The organism is Arthrobacter crystallopoietes (assembly GCF_002849715.1).
Classification (GTDB): domain Bacteria; phylum Actinomycetota; class Actinomycetes; order Actinomycetales; family Micrococcaceae; genus Crystallibacter; species Crystallibacter crystallopoietes.
Genome location: NZ_CP018863.1, coordinates 3,084,237 through 3,109,693, shown reverse-complemented (window position 1 = coordinate 3,109,693; position 25,457 = coordinate 3,084,237). Strand labels below are relative to the sequence as shown.

The 25,457-nt window shown below is 64.2% G+C and carries 26 protein-coding genes; 15 read left to right on the top strand and 11 right to left on the bottom strand.

The window, feature by feature from the left end; genetic code table 11:
* Positions 1 to 84 precede the first annotated feature (84 nt).
* Both AC20117_RS14565 and AC20117_RS14560 read left to right on the top strand, forming a co-directional pair.
* Complete coding sequence (locus AC20117_RS14565; RefSeq protein WP_074699122.1) at positions 85 to 501, top strand: GNAT family N-acetyltransferase; 417 nt, start codon at positions 85 to 87, stop codon at positions 499 to 501.
* 7 nt (positions 502 to 508) lie between these two features.
* Positions 509 to 1,636: an AI-2E family transporter gene (locus tag AC20117_RS14560; RefSeq protein WP_074702838.1), complete on the top strand. Its 1,128-nt coding sequence runs from the start codon at positions 509 to 511 to the stop codon at positions 1,634 to 1,636.
* Positions 1,637 to 1,661: 25 nt separating this feature from the next.
* Here the strand turns inward: AC20117_RS14560 and AC20117_RS14555 are convergent, their stop codons facing one another.
* Positions 1,662 to 2,105, bottom strand: a complete 444-nt coding sequence (locus AC20117_RS14555; RefSeq protein ID WP_074699123.1) for a YkvA family protein — start codon at positions 2,103 to 2,105, stop codon at positions 1,662 to 1,664.
* A gap of 249 nt (positions 2,106 to 2,354) precedes the next feature.
* On the opposite strand from AC20117_RS14555, the gene AC20117_RS14550 reads away from it, so the two are divergent.
* Positions 2,355 to 2,648, top strand: coding sequence for a hypothetical protein (locus AC20117_RS14550; RefSeq protein WP_074699124.1), 294 nt, complete (start codon positions 2,355 to 2,357; stop codon positions 2,646 to 2,648).
* Positions 2,649 to 2,774: 126 nt separating this feature from the next.
* Complete coding sequence (locus AC20117_RS14545; protein ID WP_074699125.1) at positions 2,775 to 2,987, top strand: hypothetical protein; 213 nt, start codon at positions 2,775 to 2,777, stop codon at positions 2,985 to 2,987.
* Between the two features lie 23 nt (positions 2,988 to 3,010).
* Here the strand turns inward: AC20117_RS14545 and AC20117_RS14540 are convergent, their stop codons facing one another.
* Positions 3,011 to 3,685, bottom strand: a complete 675-nt coding sequence (locus AC20117_RS14540; RefSeq protein WP_074699126.1) for an aspartate/glutamate racemase family protein — start codon at positions 3,683 to 3,685, stop codon at positions 3,011 to 3,013.
* 107 nt (positions 3,686 to 3,792) lie between these two features.
* On the opposite strand from AC20117_RS14540, the gene AC20117_RS14535 reads away from it, so the two are divergent.
* Both AC20117_RS14535 and AC20117_RS14530 read left to right on the top strand, forming a co-directional pair.
* Complete coding sequence (locus tag AC20117_RS14535; RefSeq protein ID WP_335644164.1) at positions 3,793 to 4,644, top strand: GVDTG sorting domain-containing protein; 852 nt, start codon at positions 3,793 to 3,795, stop codon at positions 4,642 to 4,644.
* A gap of 24 nt (positions 4,645 to 4,668) precedes the next feature.
* Positions 4,669 to 5,391 carry a class F sortase gene (locus AC20117_RS14530; RefSeq protein WP_074699127.1) on the top strand — a complete coding sequence of 241 codons (723 nt, stop codon included), beginning with the start codon at positions 4,669 to 4,671 and terminating at the stop codon, positions 5,389 to 5,391.
* Here AC20117_RS14530 and AC20117_RS14525 read toward each other — a convergent pair.
* Positions 5,370 to 6,344, bottom strand: coding sequence for a GlxA family transcriptional regulator (locus tag AC20117_RS14525; RefSeq protein WP_170837977.1), 975 nt, complete (start codon positions 6,342 to 6,344; stop codon positions 5,370 to 5,372). The genes AC20117_RS14530 and AC20117_RS14525 overlap by 22 nt on opposite strands.
* 129 nt (positions 6,345 to 6,473) lie before the next feature.
* On the opposite strand from AC20117_RS14525, the gene AC20117_RS14520 reads away from it, so the two are divergent.
* Both AC20117_RS14520 and AC20117_RS14515 read left to right on the top strand, forming a co-directional pair.
* Positions 6,474 to 7,115 (top strand): isochorismatase family protein, encoded by a 642-nt coding sequence (locus AC20117_RS14520; protein WP_074699129.1) that lies wholly within the window; start codon positions 6,474 to 6,476, stop codon positions 7,113 to 7,115.
* Positions 7,116 to 7,283: 168 nt separating this feature from the next.
* Positions 7,284 to 8,351: an LLM class flavin-dependent oxidoreductase gene (locus tag AC20117_RS14515; protein ID WP_074699130.1), complete on the top strand. Its 1,068-nt coding sequence runs from the start codon at positions 7,284 to 7,286 to the stop codon at positions 8,349 to 8,351.
* Positions 8,352 to 8,442: 91 nt separating this feature from the next.
* Here AC20117_RS14515 and AC20117_RS14510 read toward each other — a convergent pair whose 3' ends face one another.
* Positions 8,443 to 9,912 carry an NCS1 family nucleobase:cation symporter-1 gene (locus AC20117_RS14510; protein ID WP_236777316.1) on the bottom strand — a complete coding sequence of 490 codons (1,470 nt, stop codon included), beginning with the start codon at positions 9,910 to 9,912 and terminating at the stop codon, positions 8,443 to 8,445.
* A 257-nt stretch (positions 9,913 to 10,169) separates the two neighbouring features.
* Here AC20117_RS14510 and AC20117_RS14505 point away from each other — a divergent pair, with 257 nt between their 5' ends.
* Positions 10,170 to 11,855, top strand: a complete 1,686-nt coding sequence (locus AC20117_RS14505) for a serine hydrolase domain-containing protein (RefSeq protein WP_083339521.1) — start codon at positions 10,170 to 10,172, stop codon at positions 11,853 to 11,855.
* Between the two features lie 53 nt (positions 11,856 to 11,908).
* Here AC20117_RS14505 and AC20117_RS14500 read toward each other — a convergent pair whose 3' ends face one another.
* Entirely contained in the window at positions 11,909 to 13,024 is a 1,116-nt protein-coding gene (locus AC20117_RS14500) for a M20/M25/M40 family metallo-hydrolase (protein ID WP_236777315.1), read from the bottom strand.
* Between the two features lie 291 nt (positions 13,025 to 13,315).
* Here AC20117_RS14500 and katG point away from each other — a divergent pair, with 291 nt between their 5' ends.
* Complete coding sequence (katG, locus tag AC20117_RS14490; RefSeq protein WP_074699132.1) at positions 13,316 to 15,607, top strand: catalase/peroxidase HPI; 2,292 nt, start codon at positions 13,316 to 13,318, stop codon at positions 15,605 to 15,607.
* Positions 15,608 to 15,706: 99 nt separating this feature from the next.
* Positions 15,707 to 16,174, top strand: coding sequence for a GNAT family N-acetyltransferase (locus AC20117_RS14485; RefSeq protein WP_074702846.1), 468 nt, complete (start codon positions 15,707 to 15,709; stop codon positions 16,172 to 16,174).
* Positions 16,175 to 16,423: 249 nt separating this feature from the next.
* Here the strand turns inward: AC20117_RS14485 and AC20117_RS14480 are convergent, their stop codons facing one another.
* From AC20117_RS14480 to AC20117_RS14470, 3 genes are all read right to left on the bottom strand, one after another.
* A complete protein-coding gene (locus AC20117_RS14480; RefSeq protein ID WP_074699133.1) occupies positions 16,424 to 17,074 on the bottom strand; it encodes an SGNH/GDSL hydrolase family protein in 651 nt (216 codons plus the stop codon).
* A 15-nt stretch (positions 17,075 to 17,089) separates the two neighbouring features.
* Positions 17,090 to 17,365 carry a hypothetical protein gene (locus AC20117_RS14475; RefSeq protein ID WP_074699134.1) on the bottom strand — a complete coding sequence of 92 codons (276 nt, stop codon included), beginning with the start codon at positions 17,363 to 17,365 and terminating at the stop codon, positions 17,090 to 17,092.
* Positions 17,366 to 17,494: 129 nt separating this feature from the next.
* Positions 17,495 to 18,958: a protein adenylyltransferase SelO gene (locus tag AC20117_RS14470; protein ID WP_074699135.1), complete on the bottom strand. Its 1,464-nt coding sequence runs from the start codon at positions 18,956 to 18,958 to the stop codon at positions 17,495 to 17,497.
* Between the two features lie 176 nt (positions 18,959 to 19,134).
* On the opposite strand from AC20117_RS14470, the gene AC20117_RS14465 reads away from it, so the two are divergent.
* Positions 19,135 to 20,223, top strand: a complete 1,089-nt coding sequence (locus AC20117_RS14465; protein WP_074699136.1) for a substrate-binding domain-containing protein — start codon at positions 19,135 to 19,137, stop codon at positions 20,221 to 20,223.
* 20 nt (positions 20,224 to 20,243) lie between these two features.
* On the top strand, positions 20,244 to 21,245 hold the full coding sequence (locus AC20117_RS14460) for an SDR family oxidoreductase (protein ID WP_335644152.1): 1,002 nt from the start codon (positions 20,244 to 20,246) through the stop codon (positions 21,243 to 21,245).
* A gap of 849 nt (positions 21,246 to 22,094) precedes the next feature.
* Here AC20117_RS14460 and AC20117_RS14455 read toward each other — a convergent pair.
* Both AC20117_RS14455 and AC20117_RS14450 read right to left on the bottom strand, forming a co-directional pair.
* Positions 22,095 to 22,361 (bottom strand): hypothetical protein, encoded by a 267-nt coding sequence (locus tag AC20117_RS14455; protein ID WP_074699138.1) that lies wholly within the window; start codon positions 22,359 to 22,361, stop codon positions 22,095 to 22,097.
* 89 nt (positions 22,362 to 22,450) lie between these two features.
* The gene (locus AC20117_RS14450; protein WP_074699139.1) at positions 22,451 to 23,176 is read right to left on the bottom strand and encodes a GAF and ANTAR domain-containing protein; all 726 of its coding nucleotides are present in this window, start codon (positions 23,174 to 23,176) and stop codon (positions 22,451 to 22,453) included.
* 270 nt (positions 23,177 to 23,446) lie between these two features.
* On the opposite strand from AC20117_RS14450, the gene AC20117_RS14445 reads away from it, so the two are divergent.
* Together AC20117_RS14445 and AC20117_RS14440 are read left to right on the top strand one after the other, a co-directional pair.
* Positions 23,447 to 24,166, top strand: coding sequence for a GAF and ANTAR domain-containing protein (locus AC20117_RS14445; protein ID WP_074699140.1), 720 nt, complete (start codon positions 23,447 to 23,449; stop codon positions 24,164 to 24,166).
* Positions 24,167 to 24,178: 12 nt separating this feature from the next.
* Positions 24,179 to 24,535: a hypothetical protein gene (locus tag AC20117_RS14440; RefSeq protein ID WP_074699141.1), complete on the top strand. Its 357-nt coding sequence runs from the start codon at positions 24,179 to 24,181 to the stop codon at positions 24,533 to 24,535.
* A gap of 42 nt (positions 24,536 to 24,577) precedes the next feature.
* Here the strand turns inward: AC20117_RS14440 and AC20117_RS14435 are convergent, their stop codons facing one another.
* Positions 24,578 to 25,324 (bottom strand): GAF and ANTAR domain-containing protein, encoded by a 747-nt coding sequence (locus AC20117_RS14435; protein WP_074699142.1) that lies wholly within the window; start codon positions 25,322 to 25,324, stop codon positions 24,578 to 24,580.
* Between the last annotated feature and the right edge of the window lie 133 nt (positions 25,325 to 25,457).

Here is a 25,457-nt window from a genome sequence, read left to right as displayed (position 1 = left end):
CGATCTGTCTTGCATCGAGTTAGTAAGCATGCTTTGCTTTCGAGTACGGAAAAGAAAGCATGCTTACGAGAAAGGCGAACCCCCATGAAGCCTGTAGTACGGGACAATTTCGGCGCCTCACAGTTCGATGCCTACATTGACGGAGTCGTGGTGGCGTCTCTGCATTACCAGATCCAGGACGGCGAGATCTGGTTGCTCTTTACCGATGTCCCAGGCGGACGGATGGGCAAGGCGTTGGCCTCCAGCCTGATCACCAGCGCACTATCCGATGCCCAGCGCAGGCGCCTGGCGGTCCGGCCGTTCTGTCCCAAGGTCCGGCATATGATCGCCACGCTGCCCAACTATCTGATGCTGGTCCCCCACGATGAGCGAGTGCGCCTGCACTCGTCTCTCATTGCCGACAAACAGGAGGCCGAACGCCAGCAGCAGCTGGCGCGGGCGCAGGAACAGCGGAATGCCCGCCGGCGGGCCGTCCGCCACGCCCAGCCGGCCGCCGCCTGAGGACTGCATGAGCAGCCACGTCAGCAGGCAGGACCAAGCTTCGCCGGGTGCACGGGCATGGCATGATGGATTGGGCCGCGCGGGGAGCCGCGCGGCCCAAGTCCTTCTGATTCTGACCCTTGTAGCGGTCTCCATCTACGGGCTGCTGCAAATCCGCCTGCTGGTCATCCCGGTGATGATCGCGCTGATCCTCGCCGCGGCGATCGGACCGTTTGTGAACGTGATGCGCCGGAAGGGCGTGCCGGGAGCATTGGCCACGGTAATCGCCTTCCTGAGCCTGCTGGTGCTGCTGGCCGCGACGACCACGGTAATTGTGATGGCGGTCCGGAGTGAATGGGACGAGCTCGTCACCGCCGCCGCATCCGGTCTCGACGAGCTGCAATCCTTCCTTCTGACCGGCCCGCTACCGATCGATCAGGCACAGATCAACGAGGCTCGCGAGGCGCTGATCGATTTTGCCACCAGCCAGCAGGTCCGATCCGGCGCCCTTACAGGTCTCTCGGCGGTCACCGAGTTCATCGCCGGCACCACGCTGATGGTGGTGGTGCTGTTCTTCTTCCTCAAGGATGGCGAGAAGATCTGGAACTTTTTCCTGCGCCCGTTCGGCGGACGGCGTGCGGCCAAATTGCGCCGGGCCGGCTCCCGCACGCTGGAGGTCCTGGGCGGTTATGTCCGCGGTACGGCGATCATAGCGCTAGTGGATGCCACGGCCATCGGAATCGCGTTGCTGATCCTGCAGGTTCCGCTGGCCATCCCGCTGGCCATGATCGTGTTCCTTGGCGCATTCATCCCGCTGGTGGGTGCCACCGTGGCCGGCATCCTCGCCGCGCTGGTAGCGCTGGTGGCGAACGGCCCAGTAGTGGCGCTGATTGTTGTCATCATTGTGATTGCGGTAAATCAGCTGGAGGGCGATCTGCTGCAGCCGATAGTGATGGGCAACGCCTTGAAGCTGCACGCGCTCGTCATCCTGTTCGCGCTCACCGCGGGTACCATCCTGGCCGGGATTATCGGCGCCGTGCTCTCGGTGCCGCTGGCCGCCGTCGTCTGGGCCATACTGCAGGTGTGGACCGCGGAGGACCCGCGGGTTGAAGACCTGAATCCGGACCTGCCGCCGGCGGGATCCGAGCCGACGTGATCCCAGCGCAGCCGGCTGCTCCTTGTTAGGGGTTTTCAGGGTCTTCGTCGACCAGCGCCGACGGGAGGCCGGCAAGCTTGCGGATGATGCGCAGGCCCGCGTCGTTTCCGGGCCAATGCCGGCCCAGGGGCTCCGACCCGGCGGCACGGATGACCGAACGCAGCACGAGGGCAACCAAGACCACGTCATCGGCGTAGCCGAGGACCGGGATGAAGTCCGGAACGATGTCGATGGGGGAAGCCAGATACACGAGCAGCAACAACAGACGCAGCCGCACGCCGGCCGGCAAGGCGTGGTCCTTGGCCAGGCTGTGAACGAGTCGCAGCAGATCAGGAAGCAACCGAAGCGCATCGCGCAAGGCCACCGTTTCCGGGTTTCTCCGCGCATACTGCCACAGCAGAAACAACAACGCGGCGTAGATCAGCAGGAATCCGCCGACGATTCCCGCCAGGACTTCCCACCACTGCATAAACGCTGCCTTTGCTCGCCCGGTTGAATAATTCCACACGTGCTTTCTGCAGCCGCGGTGGAGCGTTGCGATTCCGTTGTTTTCTGGTCCTGGCAGATTACGGAAAGGTTGCGGACCCGAGATACCCCCTGTCACCAGGACAGCACGAGCCGTACGATTGATGTTGTCGCCGGCAACGAAGCCGGCCGGACTAAGGAGCCATCGAATGCACCGAGGACCTGTCCTGCCTACGCCTGGGGAAAAATCAGTATGACCGCAGTAGAAGCATTCTCGTCAGAAGGCCTGCGGTGGCGCGGCTGCACAGGGAACTCCGCTCCCGCTGCTGAAGCCTCCTCAGTCTGCCAGGAAGACGAGGCACTGGCCCGGACCATCGCCGAGCATGTCCACTGCGGGGAACCGATGCAGTTGGTCAACGCCGCCGATCTCCCGATCACCGCACCCCTCATGATTCTGACCGCCGACACGGTCCTGCCTGAACCCGAGGCAACAACGGTCCGCACCTACCGCTGCAGCTGCGGATTCACGCTCGACTCCGATCTCTGAGCCGCGAACTACGAGCGCTGAGCCCACCACTCATATCCAGGGCAGGGCCGCTTCATAGGTAAAACATAACTCCACTTCCTACTGTGGATCCCACTCGCACACAACGCATCGAGGGAGTGGTTGATCATGACCAGCACAGCAGACGAAGGCCTTGGCAAGAACGCAGTTCCCGTTACGCTCGTCATCCGGGCCTGGCAGGAATCCGGCAACAATGGTTTCCGGGCGCGCATTATCCGTGGTCCACGCCGGCCGCGGCCTGCGATCGAGACAACCAGCGATCCGGAGCAGGTCCTCGACATGGCCCGCGAATGGCTGACCGGCCTGCAGAATCCGGGGTGAGCGTCTCCAGCGTCCGGCCTCGGCTACGCGGCCGTACCTACCGAAGCTGGCGACATTGCGCGTCCGGACTCGGCAGCAGCGAGGGCTGCCCCGGCGGCCAGGACACCGTCGACTACGGGAAGACCGAGCCGCCGGTGCAGTTCCTTGCCGATGCCCATGCTCGTGAAGCCGGTACAGGCCAGCAGAATCACGTCGGCCTCGGCATCCGCCAGTCTGTGGCCGGCGTCGAGACTCTCGAAGACTCCGGTCGGCGTCAACAGCTCCCTGCTGAAGTTGACGCTTTGCGGTGATTCAACCGCGAGGAGGCGGGCGCCCAGGACGGAGGCAACCGCTTCGGGCGCCTCCGGCGTTAGGCCGAGGACGCCAACGCGAGCACCCATGGCCAAGGCCGCCGCTGCGCCCGCTGCCCCGGCTCCAACCACCGGGACGTCCACGGCCAGGCGTGCTTCTGCCAGACCAGGATCGGCGGAACAGCTGACAATGATGCCGTCGACCGTGGGAGCCAGCTCCTTGGCCAAGGCAACCACCTTGGGGGCGGCGCGGACGCAGGATTCGGCGTCGTGCACCGCCTCGGGCTGGAACGGAACGGCTCGGGAGACCACAGCAAAGGGAAAGGCCGATTGCAGGATCTGTCCGTGGAGCTGAAGCAGCCCTCGAGCCTCGGTAGATAGAGTGCGAATCAATCCAACACGTTTCATTGTGACTCCCTGTCCCCGGTTGTTTGTCCCTTTCCATGCTGTCCGTTCGACGTTGCCGCAACGTTTCGCCGAGGTAATTTTTCGCGTTCTTCAAAAGAATCCAATCCGTGGTGCGGGTCACTCCGAAGACCTTGTATGCGCTCCACAACGGGAGCGTTGCAACCCGCATTCTGGAGGATCCTTTCGTGAACAAGAAGATGCGTTTGATGACCATTCCCGCCCTGGCCCTGGGCGCCGTCGCCCTGGCCAGCTCCCCCGCCATGGCCCACGGCGATTCCGACCACTACCAGGCCAACCTCGGCGCGATGAACAACAGCAGCGCCTCCGGCACCGTCATGGTCGACGTCACCGGCAACCAGGCCCACGTCAAAATGGATGTGTCCGGGCTGGCCGAAACCTTCAACGACGCCCCCTACCCGCACGTCCAGCACATCCACATCGCCGCCCAAGGTACCTGCCCCGGCCCGGAGGCAGATACCGACGGCGACGGCGTGGTCTCCACCACCGAAGGCCACCCCTTCTACGGCCACATCGGCACCACGCTGACCACCTCGGGCGACACCAGCCCCGACGCCGGACTGACCCTCGAGGTCGGCGGCCAAGGCGGCGCCTACACCTACGACCGCACGTTCGAGCTCAATGCGGACACCGCCGCCGCGCTCGAGGCGGGCACCGCCGTCGTCGTTGTCCATGGCCTGGATCCGGCAACCCTGAGCGCGGAGGCGCAGGAGAAGATGAGCGACCTCGTTCCCGAGCTGCCGCTGGCCGCGACCTCGCCGGCAGCCTGCGGCACGCTCGCCGCCTCCCAGATGGGCGCAATGCCCGACGGCGCCCCGGACACGGGCGTGGAAGTCACGGAGAACAACACCACCGAAATGCTCGCCCTCGGCGGCGGCCTGGTGCTGGCCGCGGCGGCAGGCGGAACATGGATTGTCCGCCGCAGCATGGCCAAGTCCTAGGCACGGCAGGACAGCTCACCAGCCATGACGATTGGTAGAAAAGGCCGCCGCGGACCAGCACTGCTGACCGCGACGGCCGCCCTGCTCCTGACCGCCTGCGGCACCTCGCCGCCCTCCAGCCCAACACCACCAACCCAAACAACGACGACGGCGCCCGCCCCCGCCTCTGACCCCACGTCCGGCGCTAAACGTGCAGCCGGCTCCCCGTCCGGTTCCACAGCTGCCCCCGGTTCCGCGGCTGGCTCCAGTTCCGCCCCGGCGCCGGCGGCGAAGCCAAGCAATCCGGCTGCCGACCCTGCAGCCGCGCCGGTGTCGATGCAGATCGAGAAGATCGGCGTCTCCTCGGAGCTGCTCCATCTGGGCCTGCAGGAAAACGGGACGCTGGAAGTGCCGCCGGAGGATGCCGGTGCCCCGGCCGGCTGGTACTCCGGCTCCCCCGCCCCCGGGGATCCCGGCCCGGCCGTCCTGCTGGGACATGTGAACTCGCTCAGCCAGACCCCGGGCGTCTTCGCCCGACTGCCGGAGCTGGCCAAGGGCGACAGCATCCGCATCGAACGCGAAGACGGCATCAGCGTTCTCTTCACCGTGGACCGCGGCGAACAATACCAGAAGAACCAGTTCCCCACGTTCGAGGTCTACGGCAACACCGAGGGACCGGAACTGCGCCTGATTACCTGCGAGGGCTACAACCCGGACACCGGCATTTTCGAAGACAACTACGTGGTCTACGCCTCGCTCGCCGAGTAGGGCGAAGGGGCTGAGGCGCTGAAGCGCCGTCGGTACTCCGAAGGCGTCGTCGCATACTCGGACATGAAGTTCTGCCGCATGGTGATGGGGCTCGAGAACCCGCATTGGGCTGCGATGCGATCGATCGGAAGGTCTGTGATCTCCAGGAGCCTCCGGACTTCGTCCAGGCGTCGCGCCCGAAGCCAGGTTGCCGGCGTCGTTCCCGTTGCCGCCCGGAAGGCGCGGATGAAACTGCGGCGGCTCATGTGCGAAGCCTTGGCAAGATCATCAACGCTGATCTTGTCGCCAAGGTGCTCGATCGCCCAGTCGAGCGCTTCCGCGATGGGGTTCGTGCCGCCGGGGTGCAGAATGGGGCGCTCGATGTACTGGGCTTGGCCACCGCTGCGGTGCGGTGCAACGACGAGACTGCGGGCAACGTGGTTCGCCGCCTCCGCTCCGAGGCGTGAACGGACAATGTGGAGGCAGGCGTCGATCCCCGCAGCCGTGCCAGCGGAGGTCAGCACGTCGCCGTGGTCGATGTAGAGGACAGTTCGGTCAACCGGGATGTCGGGATAGTGCTGGCTGAACGCGTCGAGCGCGTGCCAGTGGGTGACGGCAGGGCGGGCGGCGAGAAGTCCACTGTCGGCGAGGGCAAATGCCCCGAGACAAAGTCCGACGACGGTGGCACCCTGCCCATGCGCCTGCTGTAGCGCACCGGCCAGTTCCCCTGATGGACGCTTTCCGTTCTCGTCCCAGGAGGGAATGACTACCACATCGGCAGCGGCAGCGGCGTCGAGGCCGGCCAACCCGCCGATCTGGTACCCCTCCGCGGTGCGGATGGCATCGCCGTCGTCCGTAAATAGAACCGTTTCCCATTCGGCCAGTCCCTGACGGGCCACCTCGCCGAACACCATCTGCGGTACGGCGAGGTGGAACATCGTGACCCCCTCGAAGGCGTAAACAGCGATCCGCAAACCCATCATCTCCTGGTTGGCCTGTTTTCATCGTTTATGTGCACTTGTGCCAATTGTCGCACGAATGCGGGGCGGCGAGACTGGGAAAGAGCGCAAAACCCGCGCCCACCAACCACCCAGGAGGTAGACATGACGGCTCCCCGTCGCGCCCTGATTGTTATCGATGCCCAGCAGGAATACTTCACCGGACTCCTGCCCATCCAGTACCCGCCGCGCGAGGAATCGATCCAGCGCATCGCGGCGGCCGTCGATGCCGCGGAGAAGGCGAATATCCCGGTGGTCGCTGTCCAGCACTCGGCCGGCGACGAAGCGCCTGTGTTCAATCCGACGATGACCGAGTTCCAGCTTCACTCCTCGCTGGAAGAGCGCAAGTCCGACACGTGGAAGTCTGTGGTCAAGCAGTACAGCTCCATCTTCCCCGGCACCGGCCTGGTGGAGTGGCTCCGGGAGAACGGGATCGACACGATCACGCTCGTCGGATACATGACCAACAACTGCATCATCGCCTCCGCCAGCGACGCTGAGATCCACGCATTCAACACCGAGGTCCTCTCGGACGCGACTGGCGCCATCAACATCTCGAACAGCGCCGGCAGGGTCGACGCGAAGACCGTGCACACCACCCTGATGGCCCTGCTCAACTCGAACTTCGCCGCCGTGGCGTCCACCGACGACTGGGCGCGCGCCGTCGAGACCGCGAAGCCGCTGGCCAAGAGCAACCTGGTCGAGTCCGCGGCCGACGGCGCCGCGGCTGCGTTGGCCCGCTCGTAATCCGAGAAGTTGACCGCCTTGCGGGCGTCGCTGCTTCACGCCGCGGCGCCCGCAAGAAAGTCCGCTCATCGACCCCCTCACGGCATAAGTTGATATTTAACGTGACAAGCGGGTAATCTTGGACATCACGCCAAAAGCGTTACATATCCGTGAGAAGTTAGGTAGTTCATGAATCGCCCAGCCCCGTCCGGCACCGCCCCGTTCGTCCTGTCCGTGCTCGATAACGCCATAACCGGCGTCGGCCTTTCAACGCAGGAAGTATTTGAGGATGTCATTTCGCTGGCGCAGTTGGCCGACCGCCGGGGATTCCACCGGTTCTGGATGTCCGAGCACCACGCCATGCCCGGCGCGTCGACGTCGTCACCTCAACTCATGGTGGCCCGGCTGATCGGCGAGACCGAGAACATCCGGCTCGGTGCGGGCGGGATCATGCTGCCCAACCACGTGCCCCTGATGATCGCCGAGCAGTTCGGAATGCTCGAGACACTGGCCCCGGGACGCATCGACCTCGGCCTGGGACGCGCGCCCGGCACCGACGGCGCGACCGCGATGGCCTTGCGCCGGCACCACATGGCGAACGACGAGTTCCCCGAACAGATCGAAGAACTGCTCGGATTCATGGGCAACGACTTCCCGCAGGGCCACCCCTACCAGCATGTGCACGCCGTGCCGGGGCCCTGGCAGGACGAGCAGAACCAGGTCCCGCGGACCCAGACCGGTCCTGATGTCTGGATCCTGGGTTCCTCGGTCTACTCCGCACACCTGGCCGCGCGGCTCGGCCGGCCCTACGCCTTCGCCTTGCAGTTCGGCAGCGCCGACGTCCTCAATGCCATGCAGATCTACCGCGAGAACTTCCGCCCGTCCACGTTCCTGGACAAGCCGTACAGCCTGATCAGTGTGGGAGCGATTGCCAACGACGACCCGGCCGAAGCCCGGCGCCAGTCGGCAACCTCGGCCATGGGCATGATGCGCATGTTCAAGCAGCAGGGCTTTTCCATCCTCCATCCGAAAGACGTCGAAGACTACCCCGCTACGCTCCAAGAGCGGCAATTCCTAGATGAATGGACCGACCGCACCCTCCACGGAACCGTCAGCGAAGTTGCCGAAGGACTTGAAGAACTCCACGAGCAAACCCGAGCCGACGAACTGATGCTGGTTACCGGAGGGCATTCACGCGCGATCCACGCCCGCACGGTCGAACTGGTCGCCGAGCACTACGGCCTGCCCACCCGCTAAGCCTCGGAAGGGGCTCACCCGTCTCCGCCGCGGCGATAACGGCGGGACGGCTCGGTCCAGTGCCACCAGTCAGTTGTGATGCAGGTATATGTCAGCGGTCGTCGGCAGACGTTATGACCACGTGGCCGCGCATGGCGAGCCAATGGAAGAGCCCGCCGAGGACCGCGCCGAAAACCCAGGCGAAACCGCTTAGCTGCGCCAACTGCGGCAGCCATACAGTCAGGATGGAGAAAACGCTGGCGATGGCGGAGGCCACCACTGCACGCTGGTTCCAGCCGCGGGTGAAGTGGTAGATCCCATTCGGGTCCGCGGAGTAAAGGTCGTTCAGGTTCAACCGTTGCTTCCGCACTATGTAGTAGTCGGCGATGATGATGCCGTAGAGCGGTGCGAGCACCGCGCCCAGGGTGTCAACGAACCGCGGCAGGCCGATGTTCGCGATGACGGCTACCCAGAGCGCACCAATGACGAAGCCGGCAGCCGCGGTGATCATACCTGCCGTACGGAACGAGATCCTGGCTGGGTTGATGTTGGACAGCGAGTATGACGGTGGGATGAAGTTTGCCACGACATTGATGCCTAGCGTCGCAACGAGGAAGGTCACGGCCGCCAAAACTGTCAGCGGGACGTTGTCCACAAGGCCGACGATGTCGGCAGGATTAGTCAGCGGGTTGCCCTCGCCGTCCTGGTAGAGGAGGTAGGCGCCGGCCGTAATGAACACCGACAGGAAGGTGAAGAGCGCCAAGCTGAGCGGCAGGCCTGTGAAGTTGCCGAACCGCATGGCCCGTTCACTGCGGACGTTGCGCGCGAAGTCCCCGAAGTTGATGACGACGGCGGCGAAGTAAGCGATCATCGTGCCCACGACTCCCACGAACGCGGCGACTGCTGCCCAGCCGGTCACATCGTCATTGGAAAAGAGCGTGCCCACGGCCTGCGGCAGGCTGGGCCCGACCTGCACCCAGATCGCTATCAGCAGAGCGATCATCACTACATAGACGCCAGGCCCGACGATGTTGAGGAAGTTCGCGATCCGGTCGATGCCGCCAAGGAAAAGTGCAACCTGCAGCACGGAGGCGAGCACATAGGATGCCCAGGAGGCCCAGTTCATGCCCAGGAATTCTGCGCCTTCAGGGTTGCCCAGAACGGCATTAAGCGCCAAGGCAATGGCAGTGGACGCGAAGTACGTTTGCGCGCCGTACCAGAACACAGCGACGACTGCCCTGACGATCGCCGGGAACTGCGCGCCGCGCACACCCATGGAGGCACGTGCGAGGACGGGATAAGGAAAGCCGTATTTGACACTGGGGCGTCCGCTGAGATCGACCAGGAGCTTCACGATGAAACCGGCAAGGAGGATGGCAGCGAAGACACACCAGCCATTGATGCCTGCGGTGATAAACAGGCTCGCCGCCAAGGTGTACCCGGCCAAGCTTTGGATGTCGTTGGACCAGACATTGAAGATGGCAAACCAGCCCCAGGTTCGCTGTGACGCCGGTAGCGGGGCGAGATCTTCGTTATACAGGGAAGGATCGGCGTTGCGGACCGCCAGGTCGGAATCACCCAAGTCGTTGTTCCTAGCAGTCATGGCTGTCACTTCCCCGCCCCGGGAGCCGAGACGTAAACCGTATCGTGGAACTTTGTTTCCGTAAAAAGAAACTTTATGACTTGCATCACAATTTCGTCAATGGTAGAACTGCCAGAACCAGCATTCCGCGCCTTCCTCGCGGCGCACGTTCATAGACCTGTGGGTCCCGCACTATTGCGGTCCGACAAGCCCGGCCCTACGGTAAATGAACCGCAGCCCGAGTTACAGGAGCGGGTATGGGCAACATCCGCGAACGGAGGGGGACGGCTCCGTGGCACTATCCGGCCGCCCTCGCCCTCGCCTGTGCGGCCGCTTGCGTCCTCGCCTTCGCAGTCTGCGCGGCAGCCTTTGGAATCTGGTCGGCGGTCTCAGCGGCCGGCGCGGCGACGCTCGGGACAGGGCCACCAGAACCGGTCCTCCCCTGGCCGGAACCCAGTTCGGAGCATCGAGCTTTTGCGGCAGTTGACGACTATCTGCAGGAACAGATGGACGACGTCGGAATTCCGGGAGTCGCCGTCGCTATTGTCCGTGACGGCCGGCAGGTACACCAGGCGGCGTTTGGCCGCGCCGACGATTCGGGGCGGCCGATGACCGCACAGACGCCGGTGCTTCTGGCGTCGACCAGCAAATCCCTGACCGCCATCGCCGTGATGCAGCAGGTGGAGGCCGGCCGGCTGGAGCTGGATGAACCTGTGCGCACGTACCTGCCGTGGTTCAGCATGGCGGACAACCGCGCGGCCGAGATCACCGTCCGGCATTTGCTCCATCAGACCAGCGGATTGTCCACGGCCGACGGCTCGGCTTTCGGCGCCTCGGACACGCAGGACCCGGACGCGCTCGAACAAGGCGTGCGGGAGCTGGCAGATGCCAGCCTGTTCAACGATCCCGGCGAGAGCTTCACCTATTCCAATGCCAACTACAACATCCTGGGCCTCTTGGTGCAGACGGTCTCCAGCCAGCCGTTCGGGGACTACATGCAGGATCATGTGTTCGCGCCCTTGGACATGGCTAACAGCCACACCACGAGGGAAGCTGCACGTGCGGACTACCTGGCGGCTGGATACTCGCTGTGGTTCGGCACCTTCTGGCGGCAGACGGATGTGCCTGCGGCAACCACGGGGATGCCCTCGACCACCATGTACTCCTCTGCACAGGACTTGGGCCACGAACTGATCGCCCTGCTGGAGGACGGACGTTATCTGGACCGCCGCGTTCTTCGGCCGGAAAGTGTGGAGACGCTGCTGACACCGCAGGTCCGCGTGGATGAATCCAAAAGATATGCCATGGCCTGGTTTGCCCGCCCCCTGCTGGAATCCACGGACCCACTGGCGTCGCCAGCTGCGGACGACCTGCCGTTGCTGCTGGAGCACCAAGGTGAGTGGGGCAACACGCACACCTACCAGGCTCTGGTTCCGTCCTCCGGGCTGGGCCTTGCCCTGCTGATCAATGGGAACGATACGTCCGCGCCGTCCCGGCTCCAGACGCTGGACAGCAACGTCCTGCGGATTCTTCACGGGCAGCCGCCCCAACCTCTGACCGCTAAGGAGGACTGGCTGCAGCAGTACGGTTGGGCCGTTGCCCTGGCGCTGCTGCTCGCCGAACTGGCGAGCCTTGCGCTGGTACTCGGCGTCCTCATACGGAATCGCACGTCCGGAAATAGGCTCGTCCGCACGGCCCGGCACAGTTGGAGGTTAGTCCTCTGGGCTAGTGGGGCATTAGCCCTCGACGCATTCCTCGTCTGGTTGGCATTCGTTTACGCGCCGGCCCGTTTCGAAACCTACCTCGCCGTCATCATCCGCCAGTTTCCCGACGTCGGCGCCGCACTTGTCCCGGCACTGACGTTGGCCATCGTCTGCTCGCTCCCCCGGACGGTCTGGCTGCTGTCCCGGCTGCGGACGCCCCGCCCGGTGGCACTGCCGTAGTACTTTGGGCTATCCAGCACGACCGCTAGGAGACCCACGGGTGATGGCACTCATCACGATGATGGCCCGGATGGTGTCGCCCCGGCGTTCTCCCCGGTCGCCGGCCGCTTGTCGAGGCCGCCCTCGATGCGGCCGAGCGAGACGGTCGCGCTCATGAGCGTTTCGGTCATTTGCTCCAGCATGGCCATGTCCACGTTCTCGATGGTGTCGCAGGCGAGGTGGAAGCACTCGTCGTACTGCAGTCCGGCCTGTCCGCCGAATGTGCTTGCCTCGGCCTCGCTCTTGGTGCCCGCGTCGCCCGTGAACAGGCCACCGGCCGGAATGCCACCTTGCACGAACGCGTCGTAGTCCGAATCCCCGATGAATCCGAATGGCACCGCCTCGACCCCCTCGGCGCGCAGGATGTCCAGGAAAACCTGCTCGACAGCCCCCGACCCCTCGGGCCCGGCCTCCTCGCTGTCGGAGCCGTCGCCGTCGTACACGAACACCGCTGCGTTCGGCGAGCCCACCACGTCGAGGTTCAGGTACGCGACGTGCGCGGCGGACTCCGCGCGGGAGAGCTCCTCGACATAGTATGCCGAGCCGTACAGCCCGTCCTCCTCGCCGCCCCAAAACGCGAACCGGATCCGCTCCCGCGGCACGGCGCCCTCCTCGGCGAGCCGCAGCGCGACCTCGAGCACCGCGGCGACCCCGCTGCCGTTGTCGTTGAGTCCGGGCCCCTCCTGGACCGAGTCCAGATGCGCGCCGAGCACCAGCACACTGCCCGAGCCGCTGCCGGTGTCGGCCAGGATGTTGAACGTGTCGACGGGGTTGTCCTGGCCGTCGTAGCTGAAGTCCTGCCGGCGCGGTTCGTACCCCGCCGCACGCAACTGCTCCTCGACGTACGCCGCGGACGCCTCATAGCCCCCGGTGGCAGCGGCGCGGTTCCCACCGTTAGCGTCGGCCGCCGCCTGCAGCGCCTCCAGATGCCCCCGCAGCCCGCTGGGCTCCACTACCTCCCGCACGATAGACGGGTCCGGCGGGGCCTCCAAGCCCACAGCCGGCCGCGGGTCGTCCGAACATGCGGCAACACCGCCGACCAGTCCCGCGCACAACGCAACGGTCCACAATTTCGTGCGGTGCTGCGGATGGTTCTGGAAACGCTGCGGAACGGATCTTGCAAGTCGCATGTCGACTCCCCCAGATGTGCATTGCTACACGATGGTGCGGACGTGGAATCTAATGAATGTTGCTTGCCTTACCTCCACGTTCCGGCCCGGCCATAAGGCCCTACTGTGGCCAAACTGTGAGGCTGCTGTGAAACAGAACGGCAATGACGGCAAACAAGGTTGTCGCAAGGTACGGGTGTTCATGCAATTCGCCGAAAGGCTCTCCCCCGCGGCGTTCCTTCATGGTGAAATGGGAGGGTTAGACCGGCTGCCCGAGTCCGACCTTGGCCTCGGCCATATGGAAGGAAGCACATGACCGATCGACAGGACCATCCCCCGATCCCCACCCCGGGAAGTGCCCAGGGTCTGGACCGCAAGGTCGAAGCTGGGTGTCCGGTCGCCCCTGACAGCGTGACCTCGCATGGCAGCGAGAGCGAGAACCCGGCGATCGACTCACCGCAGCCCAAGGCGCACCGGCCGCGGACCGTTGCGGACTGGTGGCCGAACCAGCTCGACCTCTCCGTTCTCCACGCGCATAACCAGGCAGGCAACCCGCTCGGCCCCACGTTCAGTTATCGCGAGGAGTTCCAGAAGCTCGACGTCGAGGCACTCAAGCAGGACATCATCCAGGTCCTGACCACCTCCCAGGACTGGTGGCCTGCGGACTTTGGCCACTACGGCGGCCTGATGATCCGCATGAGCTGGCATGCTGCCGGCACCTACCGCGTCCACGACGGCCGCGGCGGCGCGGGGGACGGCAGCCAGCGGTTCGCGCCGCTGAACAGCTGGCCCGACAACGCCAACCTCGACAAAGCCCGGCGGCTGCTATGGCCGGTGAAACAGAAGTACGGCCGGAAGCTCTCCTGGGCCGACCTTCTTGTCCTCGCAGGCAACGTCGCCCTCGAGTCGATGGGCTTCAAGACCTTCGGCTTCGCCTTCGGACGCGAGGACGTGTGGGAACCGGAGGAGATCTTCTGGGGGCCCGAGGACACGTGGCTGGGCGACGAACGCTATGTCGGCGAGGGCACGATGGCCCCGGAGGTCGGCTCGACGGAAATGGGTCTGATCTACGTCAATCCCGAAGGTCCCATGGGCAACCCGGATCCCAAGCTCGCGGCAGCGTTCATCCGCGAGACCTTCAAACGGATGGCAATGAACGACGAGGAGACCTTTGCGCTCATCGCCGGTGGCCACACCTTCGGCAAGACCCACGGCGCAGCCGACGCTGACGCCCACGTGGGCCCCGAGCCCGAGGCCGCAAACCTGGAGGACCAGGGACTCGGCTGGCTCAGCACCTACGGGACGGGCAAGGGCGGTGACACAATTACTTCCGGGCTCGAGGTCACCTGGACGGACCGGCCGACGCAGTGGAGCAACCGCTTCTTGGAGATCCTGTTCGAGCACGAGTGGGAGCTGGTCAAGAGCCCCGCCGGCGCCAACCAATGGGTAGCCAAGGACGCCCCGGAGATCATCCCGGACGCCCACGACCCGGAGAAGAAGCACCGGCCCACGATGCTCACCACGGACCTGTCGCTGCGCTTCGACCCGATTTACGAAAAGATCGGGCGACGGTTCCTGGAGAATCCGGACGAGTTCGCGCTGGCGTTCGCCAAGGCCTGGTACAAGCTGCTGCACCGCGATATGGGGCCGGTTGGCCCGCACATGTTCGGGCCGTGGGTTCCGGAACCGCAGCTGTGGCAGGACCCAGTCCCCGCGGTGGACCACGAGCTGATCGATGAGCAGGACACGGACTCGCTCAAGGCCCAGCTCCTGGATGCCCTGTCCGTCCCGCAGCTTGTCAGCACGGCCTGGGCCTCGGCCTCCACGTTCCGTAAGACCGACAAGCGCGGCGGCGCCAACGGAGCCCGCATCCGGCTGGAGCCCCAGCGCAGCTGGGAGGTTAACCAGCCCGAGCAGCTCGCCGATGCCCTGCAGGCGCTGGAGGGGGTACAGCAGCAGTTCAATACCGCCCAGACCAGCGGCAAGAAAGTGTCGCTGGCGGACCTGATCGTCCTCGGCGGTTGCGCAGCGGTGGAAAAGGCAGCCCGGGACGCCGGCTTCGATGTCACAGTCCCCTTCCGCCCCGGCCGCACCGACGCCTCGCAGGAGCAGACCGACGTCGAGTCGGTCCAATACCTGCAGCCGCGGGCGGACGGATTCCGCAACTACATCCGTCCGGGTGAGAAGCTCCAGCCGGAGACCCTCCTAGTGGACAAAGCGTACCTGCTGGACCTTTCCGCGCCGGAAATGACAGCCCTCGTCGGTGGCATGCGCGCCCTCGGCGCCAACGTCGACGGCACCGCCCACGGCGTTCTCACCAACAGGCCCCAGGTCCTGACCAACGACTTCTTCGTCAACCTCCTCTCTCCCGGCACCAAGTGGATGGCATCGGAGGCCGAGGAGAACGTCTACGAGATCAGCGACGTTGCCACCGGCGAGCTAAAGTGGACTGCCACACCGGTCGACCTGATCTTCGGCTCCAACTCCCAGCTCCGCGCGCTGGCCGAGGTCTACGCGAGCGACGACGGCGGGGAGAAGTTCGTCAAGGACTTCGTGGCAGCCTGGGTGAAGGTCATGGAGCTCGACCGCTTCGACCTGCGCTGACGGAGGCATCCGGGCCGGCTGCACATGCGGCCGGCCCGGACAGCCGTCCAGCAGCGTCCGGGCCTTCCAGACCTGCAGGCCAACCCTCAGAATGGCTTCATGGCCGTGACCGATGTCTTCCTTGCCGGGCCCGAGCAGGCGAGCACTGTCGGTCGCCTGCTGTACGACTTCAACAACGAGTTTGAGACACCCGGCCCTACCGCCGAGCAGTTCGCCGCCCGCTTCAGGTCCCTGCTGGTCCGCGATAACGTGCTTGTACTCCTGTCCGGGACTGCTGAGGCTCCGACCGGGTTCGCGTTCCTGACCCTGCGCCCAACGCCGTATTACGACGGGACTCTAGCCCAGCTCGAGGAGCTCTACGTGCAACCCGACCTGCGGGACCAGGGCATCGGGACCGATTTGCTAAAGACTGCGCTCCTGCGGGTCCGTGAGCGGGGCGCAGCCGAAATGCACATCAACGTCGATGAGGTTGATACCGACACCCGCCGCTTCTACGAACGCCACGGCTTCACCAACATTCAGCCAGGCAAGGACTACAGAATGCTCTGTTACCTTCGCGAGCTCTAGGACCTGCCCGGACATGCGAAATGGCCTGAAGCCAGGCCTCCCCAAGCCAACTCGCTTCAAGCCATTTCTGCCGCGGATCTCGGGTGTTCCCACCCCGGCCGCGTATACGGCCGCCCCCAAGGAAGACGCTGCGGACGGAACCAAACCACTCTCGCGGCCGCTTCCGCCGTAACCATTGTGGCCCCCAATGTTGGGCAGCACCACAGTAACCATGCCCCAGTCCTCGATAACTGGGGTGCGCCCTTGCTCCTATCCTGCCGTCCCCCCGATAACGGTGGAGGCGGCGGACCCTCGGCGGAGACCGACGACGGCGGCAATGGCGCGGGCAATCTTGGCGCCGCCTTGGACCGACGGCTCGATCGGATCGGCGTAGTCCCCGTCCTCGTTGCAGATCAGGCGGAGATCGATCAGCGACAGGCCGCGGGCGAAGGCTGCCCGGGTGATGCAGTCATTGAAGAAGGACGCCGCCGTCCTGATGATCCGGTAGTCGGGCCCGGAGGCGGGAGTGTCATAGATGGTCGAGACCGAGGCGGGCAGCCCGGTAGCCGCGACCGCTTCCGCCATGGCTTCATAATCCGCGGCAAACCGGTCCTGCGCGTCGCCGAACCAGCCGAGAACCTCGGCGACCGAACTCGCAGGCGACTGCAGCAGGTAGGCGAATCCCAGCGCGTCGTTCCCGCCGGCACTGATCACCAGATGGGTCGCGTCGCGCGGCAGGGAACGAAGCTGCCGGAGGACTCCTGAGATGACGTCACCGTCGATGGCCAGGAGGGTTACCTGCCACGTTGGCGGAAGTTCACCGCGGAGCTGATGAACGACGTCAGGACCGCCGCCGACGTAGGCCTTGTTGTCGAAGATGGAGTCACCGAGCAGGACCACGTGGCCGGTTGAAGAGTGCAAAGAGTTCGGTTGCTCCTAGTGTTGGCCGGCCTTGGTGGTACCGAACATGAGGGTCTGCCGGCCGATGTCGTAGTACACGGTCTCCGCGGTGAAGAGAAGATCCTGCAGGTTGTCGGCGTCGTCGGCGTCGATGGTCAGCACTTCCTCCCAGGCGCCTTCATCGAGGACCAGCTGCAAGGTCCAGGTTCCCGGCTTTCCCGGGTCGCCGGCTACCCAGGTGAACTGGTAGTGGCTGAGCTGGCGGACCCTGATGCTGTCATCCGTCAGGGGCTGTTTGGGTGTGGGTGTCATGGTCCTGCTCCTTAGGCTGAGTTCCGGAGGGCCCCCAAGGTGCTAAGCGTGCTTACCAGTTTCCATCATCGGCTCGCCGCTTTCAAGACTCGTCCCGCGAAGCGGGTGCAGCAGCGCCACGGCCTGGCTTTAGGTGCCGCAGAAAGTCCGGTACGGGCCGAAGCTTTCCGGGGCGGCGGAGGCGTACCGCTCAAGGCCGGGGCGCTCCTCGAAAGGCGCGGTCACCGCAGCCAGGAGCTGGCTGAACGGCTCCAGGTCGCCGTCGACAGCGGCGGCGAGGGCCTCCTCGACGAGGTGGTTGCGGGGAATGTAGACCGGGTTGGTCCGGTCCATCAGGTCTGCGTCCGGGTCGAGGGCGCGCCAGCGCTCGGTCCAGGCATCGAAGGCTGCCGGGCTCAGGAACATGGAGCGCGCAGGCTCGGCGTCGCCGCGGGCCGCCTTGGCGAGGCTTCGGAAGAAGGACGTGTAGTCGACCTGCCGCTCCTGCAGGAGGGTGAACAGCTCGTCCACCAGCGGCGAGGCGGCCTCGTCGTCGAGACTCTCGGGCAGACCGAGCTTGGATTTCATGCCGGCCAGCCAGGCGGCGCTGTACTGGCCGTGCAAGGCGCTGAGCGATTCCTGCGCGAGCGCGACGGCCTGCTCCGGGTCCTCGTGGAGCAGGGGCAGCAGAGCCTCCGCGAGGCGGGCGAGGTTCCACTCCGCCACCAGCGGCTGGTTGCCGTAGGCATAGCGCCCGTTTTCGTCGATCGAGCTGTAGACGGTAGCCGGATCGAAAGCGTCCATGAAGGCACACGGCCCGTAGTCGATGGTCTCCCCCGAGATAGTCATGTTGTCGGTATTCATCACGCCGTGAATGAAACCCACCAGCATCCACCGGGCCACCAGCGACGCCTGCACGGCAACCACCGCCTGGAACAGGGCGAGATAGGGGTTATCCGCCTCCGCCGCTCCGGGATGGTGGCGTGCGATCGCATGATTGGCCAGGCGGCGCAGCAAGGCGTCGTCGTTCATTGCGCGGGCATATTGGAAGCTGCCCACGCGCAGATGGCTGCTTGCCACGCGGGTGAGCACTGCTCCCGGCAGCAAGGTCTCGCGGCGTACCGGCCGCCCCGTCGCGACCACGGCGAGGGAGCGGGTGGTGGGGATGCCCAGGGCGTGCATCGCCTCGCTGACCACGTACTCGCGCAGCATCGGGCCGACCGTGGCCAGGCCGTCGCCGCCGCGGGCGAACGGCGTGCGGCCGGAACCCTTGAGGTGGATGTCCCGAAGGCCGCCGTCGGCGTCGGCAATCTCACCGAGCAAGAGAGCGCGTCCGTCGCCCAGGCGCGGCGAGTAGAAGCCGAACTGGTGGCCGGCGTAGCCCTGGGCCACCGGAGTTGCGCCCTCGGGGACCGCGTTGCCGATCAGCAGGCGCAGGCCCCCGGCGTTCCGCAAGGAGGCAGGGTCGAAGCCCAGCTCCGTGGCCAGCGGCTCGTTGAGCACGAGCAGCTGCGGCTCGGGAGCTTCCTCCGCTTGCCACGGGATGGCCAGCTCGGTGAGTTCACGGGCGAAGCGGGCGCCAAAAGTGACGGTGGACGGGGCTGCGGCACTCATCTATCCAGCGTACCTTTGACCGCGGGGCTACGGAGGTTGAGGCGCCTTCCCCGCGCTCCCCCATTGGCCCCGGGCGGCCGCTCCCGAATTCCTGCTTCTCCATTCCCGTCGCCTGTGATAGAACCAAAAGTAAGTAGTCTTATTAATCTGGCGAGCATAGATGAGGATGGGCAAACATGCGCAAGCTAACCAAAGCGGGGCCGGCCTCTGTCGTCCTGACCGCGTTGCTGCTGACGTCGTGCAACCAATCGGATACCGGAGGCTCCACCGGCGACGGGCCTGAGGCAGCCGGTGCGGGCGGGTTCGAGACGGGGTCCAATATTGGCATTCTCTTGTCCGGCGATGACGCGGAAAACCTGCAGCAGGCTTTCGAAACGGCCATCAGTGAAGCAAACTTCGAGCCGAACATCCAAGTAGCCGCGGACGCGCAGGAGCAACAACAACAGCTCACAACCATGATCGAGAGCAGTCCGGAAGTCCTCATCATCGACCCGGCTGATCCGGCCCAAGTGGCTAGCGGACTGGAAGCGGTTGGCGAACTGGGCATCCCGGTGGTCTCTTATGAAACGCTGATAACCGGGACACCCAATGTCGGCTACTTTGTCGCCTATGACCATTCAAAGTCCGGTGAGCTGCAGGCGCAGGCGCTGCTGGCCGGCTTGGCCGAGCGCGGCGGCGGCCCGCACAACATCGAGATTTTCGCCGGCCCTGCGGAACAGCCAGGCTCGCAGGCCTTCTTCGACGGCGCCATGGGTGTCCTGCAGCCGAAGATCGACGACGGGACAATCAGCATTCCCTCCGGCCAGCAGGCTTTCGACCAGGTGGCTGCGCAGGATTCGACGTCGGAGGCAACCGCCTCGCGCGTTGAAACGCTGCTCGCCGACAGCTATGCGTCCGAGGATCTGCACGGCGTACTGGCAGCAACTGATGCCCAGGCACAGGCTGTCCTTTCGGCTGTGGAGGGTTCAGGGAAGGACATGCCGGTTGTCACGGGAACCGGCTCGGAGCCGGCTGCCGTGGAGTCCATGATGAGCAACGAACAGTATGCCACCACGTATGAAGATGATCAGGAGCTGGTCTTGCAGGCGACGGCCATCATCAAAGCCTTGGCTCAGGACGACGACCCGACAGCGACCGACACGGAAACGTACGACAATGGCGAAAAAGTTGTTCCGGCCTACCTGCTGGAGCCGGAATCGGTGACACAGGAGAATGCCCCGGACGTCTATGCAGACCACCCCGAACTTTCCCAACTGGTCAAGTAACTGCGCCGGGCGGCCCCCGTGTGAAAGGAACCGCCGTGCGAGCAAGAAATTCCGTCGTCGTTGTCACTGGAGCTTCGAGTGGCATAGGGCGCGCCACTGCTCTTCGCTTCGCCCGGAAGGGCGCCAAGGTGGTCCTCGCCGCCCGGCGCGAATCGGCCTTGGATGGATTAGCGGCGGAGTGTGAACGATTGGGTGGCGAAGCCCTTGCCGTCCCAACAGATGTCAGCGGCGCCGAGGCGGTAAAACGTCTGGCAGAGCAGGCAGTGCACCGATTCGGCCGGATAGATATCTGGGTCAACAACGCGGCTGTGGGCTTCTTTGCCCCGTTCCTGGACGTACCTCTCGCAGACTTCCGGCGGGTCATGGATGTCAACGTCATGGGCTACGTCCACGGCTGCAGGGCCGCGCTGGAACAGATGCAGGCGCAAGGGTACGGCGTCATTGTGAACGTCTCGTCGGTCATAGGGGAAATCGCGCAGCCCTATAGCTCGGCCTACTCGATGTCCAAGGCCGCTGTCCGGGCTTTGGGCGTCAGCCTGCGTTCGGAACTACGACTTGCTGGCAGGAAGGGGATCAAAGTCTGTACGGTGCTGCCCTCGACTATCGACACCCCCTTCTTTGAGCACGGGGCTAACTACACCGGGCGGAAGGCACTCGCCATGCCTCCGGTCTACGCACCTCAAAAAGCAGCCCGCACCATTGTCGACGTCGCGCTTTCACCGCGCGCAGAAACAGTCGTCGGGCCGCTGGGACGTGCCATGGCATTGCAGCATAGGCTCACTCCGCGGGCCGTAGAAAGCGTCATGGCAGTGCTCGTCGACGGCGCGCAACTGTCCCGTAAAGAGCCGGCCCCACTGACAGCGGGAAGCATCTACGAGCCCCTGCCACCTGGTCCTGCGGCGACAATGGAAGGTGGTTGGCACGGTAGAAGAAAAACTGCTGTGCGCAAAATGGCTGGGGCTTTGCTAATCGGTGCTGTGGCCAAGGGATTGAGACGCATTCTGGCCCGCCGCCCCGGATGACCGTCGAAAATCAATGTGCACAAACGTCTTGACCGTTTCGTGGTTTGGGCGTGAAATAAATGAACCTTCTGCTAGCAGCTAAGCAACTGCCGCGGCACCCCTCCTGCAGCGGCCCTCACGGCAACATAGGCTGAACGCCGCTCAGGTAAGCACGGAGGAATATTATGTTCCAGCCAGGCCGCCCGGCTTCGCGCCTTCTGGCAACCTTTGAAATCCATTGCCCCGCCTGTGACCAAATCGCCGAACACCGCCTGATAGAGCCCGTCATCCAAGCAGCGGCCACAGCCGACAGTTCCGGCGTGCTGGTCTGCGCTGGTTGCGGGGCATCACAAAACCTCACAAGGCCGGAAAGGCAGCGTGCCTTGGAGTATGTTGCGTCCAACCGGTACTCGTCATGACCACCGGAGAAGAAGTCCGCACCGGCCACCGGCCCGCTCCGCTAGCAGGGGCCGACCTGTACAGTGGCGGACCACTCGCCGTCGTTATTCCTCAGTCTTGTACATATCAGCACTTCGATGTCCATGGGCGGTTCCTGGTCACCTCGTTGGAGCTTTGGGACGACAGCGTCATCGTCCACGTCCATTGCCCGACGGCGGTGGAAGCCACGGCTCTATCCGGCATCCTGCTGCAGGACAATGCCGGTACCCGTTACCAATGCACTTCGAAAGACAACGTTGGCCGAAGTACCCTGTTGACTTTCACCCCGGCTGCACCGGATGGAATCAGAACTCTGGCTGTGCGCCCGCAGTCCCCTGGTTCAGGTTCCCCGTCCTCGGGCTTTGTTGCTGCCGTGCGGCTGGACGCTGCTATTCCGAGGGGCGGAAGGTTCCGGAGGCTGCGGTAGCTGCCCTAGGAACCAGGTTCCAATGCGAGAGGAGTGTCGCTGCAGGGCGCCTGGAGCGACAAGGGAGAATCCATGACCAGTTCGTTGAGTGCTTGGGAGAGCAGGTCACGCTCCTTGACGGGCAGGACGCCCTGGCCGTCGATGTACGCCGCTATCGCATCTTCGGAGTCACTTCCGCCGATGCTCAGGTAATGGATCCAGAGCATAGGCACGCCTGAGCCCACTTCGGACAGAACTGCCGCGGTCAATATCTGCTGGTCTGCTTCGTTCACTTGTCCGTACCTTCCCGAGAAAGTATTGAAGCGGCCGGTTCAATAAAGAAGCCGGTACCGGCCGGCGATCTACTCGTCGAACGGAGTCTCTATCTCACGGTCGCGGTAACAGAGGCGACGATGGTCGCCGCAACTTCGCGAAGCTTGATGTTACGCGTGCTGGACGCATTCTTGAGGATCTTGAAGGCGGCTTCCTGGCTGCAGCGGTTCTGCCCCATGACAATTCCGACGGCCAGATCTATGGTGGTCCGCGATTCCATGGCAGCCTTCAGATTGTCCCGAGCATCGATGAGATGAGCCATTCGAACGGCAAGATTCAATGCTTTGGACGCCCTCAGGGCATAGTTCTCTGCCCGCTTGATGGCCTCGCCGGAAAAGCCGTTGGCCCACCCGGCGTAGAGGTTGAGGCCTGCGCCCGCTTCGCCGTCCAAGCCCAATGGGACGCCAAGGATGGACCTGACGCCGTGGTCCTTCAACGCTTCCATGTATTCAGGCCAGCGATGCTCGGTATGCACATCCGGAACGAGCACGCTTTCACTCTCCCGGATGGCGGTAAGACACGGACCGTCCCCGAAGGTGTTTTGCAGGTCATCCAGCACCCGGGCATTTTCATCGCTGCTGGCGATCGTGACTGATTTCTTCCGCCGCACAAGCGTAATCCCGCAATAGATTTTCTGTCCGGGCTCGCCGAGCCTCGCAGCCGTAAAAGCGGCCAATTCATGCAGAAAGTGCTCAACATCCGAGCTCTGAAGCACCAAGTCCTGCAGGTGCTCGGTGATTCCCGTATCGAATAGCTCGTTCGTCGCCTCGGCCATGAGAAGGCCCCGTTTCTAATTAGCTGCAGGCTTCCGTCGCGTTGGAATTAAGGACGGAACCCGGGAAGTTGGGGCCGCGTACTGCACCACGGCTGCCTTCAGCCTACATCTCCAAATCGTTTTTAGGGGGCTTTGCCATCATGGAAAAGAGCCTCTTAGGAACCGGAATGTGCGTATGCTGGAAGTGGTGCACCTCTTTTGCAAGCCGTACTTTCCGTCGGGTAGGAATGATGCGGGGCTGGTTCGCCTCGAGCCCCGACGGAGGACCCCATGGACCGCAAACTTCCCCTAGATGAACTCTCGCTGGTGATCGCGAGGATCGAAGGCCTGCTGCTTACCGCGGAGAAGGTCGACCGGGCTGTGCAACTCCTGGCCCAGGCGATCAAAGACGCTGTGCCCGGAAGCATCGGCGCAGGAGTCTCGCTGTTGGATTCCCGCGGTCGCAGGACCAGCAACGGAGCCACCGACCGGGTCGTAGAAGAGGCTGATGCGCTCCAGTACCAGCTAGGCCAGGGCCCGTGCCTGACCGCATGGGCGGCCGAGGAAACCGTGATCATTCAGGACGTGGCGACGGAACCACGCTGGCCGCAATGGAGCGCGGCCGTGGCATCCCTGCCCATTCGCTCTGTGATCAGCACCGCGCTGATCTCACAGAATGAATGCATCGGTGCCCTGAAGGTCTATGCTGCCCTCCCCTCGGCCTACACGGACGCGACTGCACGCATGCTGGAACGGTTCGCCGCTCCGGCCGCGACGCTGCTTGCCCATGTGCAGGCCAGCGAACTTCCCCATCGCATCAGCAGGTCCCTGCAGACTTCCCTGCACAGCAGGGACCTGGTTAACCGGGCGTGCGGCGTGCTCATGGAACGCCATGGCATCGGCGACGACGAAGCACTGCAGGCTCTGATGCTTCAGGCCCGTGAAGCCCGCGTCCCATTGCAGCAGTTCAGCGCTTCCCTCGTGGCCGGGACGCCGGCCGCCAGCCAGTAACGGTGGCGCAGGATGGGCTTTGATCCGTACGAACCGCAACAACGGGCCATGCTCCGCTCCGCCGTCCAGGCCGCAGGCATCAGCACCGGGGACCTGTGGTTGCACTACTTCAGCCTCGGCGGATCGGCCGGGGAATATGAACTGGAAGCCTACCTGCAGGGCTTACTGTCCCTACCCGAAACCCAGCGCGATCTGCTGGCCATGGCCGCAAATGAGCTCATCGACAGCATCCCCCGTCCCCGTGCCCCGTATTCCGATGAGCTGATAGGGGCCGGGGACGAAGGGGATCGGCGGGACGAGCAGCAGCCGACCTCCGAAGAAGAGCCATCGGTCGGGGATGAGCGTTCAGGACGGCGGGACGCGGAGTAGGAACCAGGCATCCCAGGCAGGGCCTCGGATTACGGTGCCCGCTTACTCGTCGAACCGAGTTTCCGCTTTCCCGCCTTGGTTGAGAGTAGCGACAATAGAGGCCGCGATCTCGCGGAGCTTGACGTTGCGTGCGCTGGAAGCGTTCCTGAGAATCTTGAAAGCGGCGTCTTGACTGCAGTGGTTTTGTCCCATGATCACTCCCATGGCCAGGTCGATCGTGGTCCGTGATTCCATTGCGGCCTTCAGGTTGTCCCGCGCGTCGCTCAGATGTGCCATGCGGACAGAGAGGTTCAAGGCCTTCGACGCCGTCCGCACATACTCCGCGATCCGATCGATGGTATCGACGGAAAAGGCATCCGCAGTTCCGGCGTACAAGTTCAATGCCGCTTCCCCTTCCCCGTCGAGGTCAAACGGGATCCCGAGGATGGATCCGACGTTGTGGTCAGCGCACACGGCCATGTACTCGGGCCAGCGGCGCTCGGCGCCGACATCCGGCACAAGTACCCACTCCTTCTCCCGGATGGCAGTGAGGCAAGGACCGTCACCGAACGTGTTCTGCAGTTCATCCAATATCCGGGCATTCCCATCGCTGCTGGCGATGGTTACGGCTCTCTTCCGCCGCACCAAAGTGATCCCGCAGTACCTCGTCCCACCGGGCACGGAGAGCATGACTGCTGAGAAGCGGGCGAGTTCGTCTAGGAACTCCTCGACATCGGAGCTGTTAAGCACCAGGTCCTGCAGATACTCGAGGATGCCTGCCTCGGATACAGAGTTTGGCGTATCGGTCATGACAGCCCCGTTCCTGATCGGTCTCCTGCAACCACCCGGAACAGGGAAGACATCCCAAAGCATGGGGCCGCTCGCTGAATCCCGGCTCTTTCAGACTACAGCTGCCCAACAGGTTTGCGACCTTCCCTCAGCG